Origin of the sequence: Delftia sp. ZNC0008 (genome assembly GCF_000799035.1) — a bacterium.
Taxonomy (GTDB): Bacteria; Pseudomonadota; Gammaproteobacteria; order Burkholderiales; family Burkholderiaceae_C; genus Comamonas; species Comamonas tsuruhatensis.
On the sequence record NZ_JTKZ01000089.1, the window covers coordinates 1 to 2,665 of the forward strand.

The 2,665-nt window shown below is 68.1% G+C and carries 3 protein-coding genes; 2 read left to right on the forward strand and 1 reads right to left on the reverse strand.

Translation table 11 applies throughout. The features are described from left to right. Together L995_RS03165 and L995_RS03170 are read left to right on the forward strand one after the other, a co-directional pair. On the forward strand, positions 1-800 hold an 800-nt coding region (locus L995_RS03165; RefSeq protein WP_047469085.1), incomplete at its 5' end, for a molybdopterin cofactor-binding domain-containing protein. Positions 801-979: 179 nt separating this feature from the next. Then, a complete protein-coding gene (locus L995_RS03170) occupies positions 980-2,278 on the forward strand; it encodes an NCS2 family permease (RefSeq protein WP_016448452.1) in 1,299 nt (432 codons plus the stop codon). Positions 2,279-2,476: 198 nt separating this feature from the next. On the opposite strand, the gene L995_RS03175 is transcribed toward L995_RS03170, so the two are convergent. Continuing rightward, positions 2,477-2,665 (reverse strand): anhydro-N-acetylmuramic acid kinase (locus L995_RS03175; RefSeq protein ID WP_047469088.1); only part of this gene is annotated, 189 nt, incomplete at its 5' end.

The window sequence follows — 2,665 nt, forward strand, 5'->3', positions numbered from 1 at the left end:
CCGACACCACCAAGGTGGCCAATACCTCGGCCACGGCGGCCTCGACGGGGGCCGACCTCAACGGCAAGGCCGCGCAGGACGCGGCGCGCCAGATCCGCGAGCGCCTGGCCGCCTGCGCCGCAGAGCGCCATGGCGGCCGCGCGCAGGACGTGCGCTTCGCCAACGACCAGGTCCACGTCAACGGCAAGGTGCTGGATTTCAAGGCCGTGGTGGGCGAGGCCTACATCGAGCGCGTGCAGCTGTGGTCCGACGGCTTCTATGCCACGCCCGGCCTGTCGTGGAACAAGGACACCATGCAGGGCCGGCCCTTCTTCTACTACGCCTACGGTGCCGCCGTGAGCGAGGTGGTGGTGGACACGCTGACCGGCGAGTTCAAGCTGCTGCGCGCCGACGTGCTGCACGACGTGGGCCGCTCGCTGAACCCGGCCGTGGACGTGGGCCAGGTCGAGGGCGCCTTCATCCAGGGCATGGGCTGGCTGACCACGGAAGAGCTGGTCTGGCACCCGCAAAGCGGCAAGCTCACCACGCACGCCCCGAGCACCTACAAGATCCCGACGGCCAACGACTGCCCGCCCGTGTTCAACGTGCGTCTGTTCGAGGGCGACAACTTCGAGGACTCCATCCACCGCAGCAAGGCCGTGGGCGAGCCGCCGCTGCTGCTGCCGTTCTCGGTGTTCTTCGCGATCCGCGATGCCGTCTCGGCCGCGGGCGGGCACCGCAGCAACCCGCCGCTGCAATCGCCGGCCACGCCGGAATCCATCCTGCGCGCCATCGAGGCCGTGCAGGCCGCCGGGAGCTGAGCGGACCGGCGCCGCCGCCCCCTCATTCCTTGAATCCGCGCGCAGCGATGCGCGCAACCAGGTCCATGGCTGCCCGGCAGGGTGCCATGCCTTGTGCCGGCCTGGACAGCCGGTGCTCAACCCTGGGCGCTTTCACAACCGTTGCGCCCCGCATGCGAAAACAACACGGAGACAATGCGATGAACTGGATGGAACGGGTGTTCAAGCTCAGTGAGCACGGCACCAATGTAAGAACCGAGCTGGTCGCGGGCCTGACGACCTTTCTGACGATGGCCTACATCATCTTCGTCAATCCCTCGATCCTGGGGGATGCGGGGATGCCCAAGGGGGCCGTCTTCGTGGCCACCTGCCTGATCGCGGCGCTGGGCACGACCATCATGGCGCTGTACGCCAACTATCCCATCGCGCTGGCGCCGGGCATGGGCCTGAACGCCTACTTCGCCTACGTGGTGGTGCTGCACATGGGCTTCACCTGGCAGGCCGCGCTGGGCGCGGTCTTCGTCTCGGGCTGCCTGTTCCTGCTGGTGACGCTGTTCGGCCTGCGGGAGCTGATCATCAAGGGCATACCGCAGTCCATACGCATAGCGATCACCGTGGGCATCGGACTGTTCCTGGCGCTGATCGCTCTCAAGAGCGCGGGCATCGTCGCCGCATCGCCGGCCACCTTCGTGACCCTGGGCGACCTGCACAAGCCCGAAGTCATCCTGGCCTCGCTGGGCTTTCTGATCATCGTGGTGCTGGACCGCCTGAAGGTGCCGGGCGCCATCCTGATCGGCATCGTCGTGGTCACCGTGGCCTCATTCTTCTTCGCGGGCAACGAGTTCCACGGCGTGTTCTCGGCGCCGCCCTCCATCGCGCCCACCTTCCTGCAGCTGGACATCAAGTCCGCGCTGACCGGCGGCATCCTCAACGTGGTGCTGGTGTTCTTCCTGGTCGAGCTGTTCGATGCCACGGGCACGCTGATGGGCGTGGCCAAGCGCGCGGGCCTGCTGGTGCCCAGCCGCATGGGCCGCTTCAACCGCTCGCTGCTGGCCGACAGCGGCGCCATCTTCGCGGGCTCGCTGCTGGGCACCTCCAGCACCACGGCCTACGTGGAAAGCGCGGCCGGTGTGCAAGCGGGTGGCCGCACGGGCCTGACGGCGCTGACCGTGGCCGCGCTCTTCCTGTGCTGCCTGTTCCTGTCGCCCCTGGCCGGCGTGGTGCCCGGCTACGCCACGGCGCCCGCGCTGTTCTTCGTGGCCTGCCTGATGCTCAAGGAGCTGACCGAGATCGAATGGGGCGAGACCACCGAGGCCATCCCCGCCGCCGTCACGGCCCTGCTCATGCCCTTCACCTACTCGGTGGCCAATGGCCTGGCCTTCGGCTTCATCACCTATGCCGTGCTCAAGCTGTTCACGGGCCGTTCCAAGGAAGTGCACTGGATGGTGTGGCTGATCGGCGGCGTCTTCCTCTTCAAGTTCGTCTATATCGGCGGATAGCACCCCCTGAGGCGCTTACGCGCCTTCCCCCGTATGCACGGCGCCCTCTCTCGCTTCGCGGGAGGGGGACGACGCCCTCGCCGCGAGGCGGCTCTTGCTCGGCGTCCCTGCTTTTGGGCCGCGCCAGTTTCATAGGCTTTGGGCATCAGGCAAGATGCTTGGTGGGCCCATGCTTGGCGGATGCCTTGCATGGTTTTTTTATGCGGGGTGGATGGCGCCCAGGATGCGCGGGCCGCGTGCACCCGTCACGGCGGGCAGGTTGCCTGGCAGGCCCAGCAGGGCCTGGCGCGCCAGCCAGGCAAAGGCGGCGGCCTCCACCTGCTGCGGAGGCAGGCCGCGCGCGGCCGTGGTGTCCACGGCCACGCCGGGCAGCAGGGCGGCGATGCG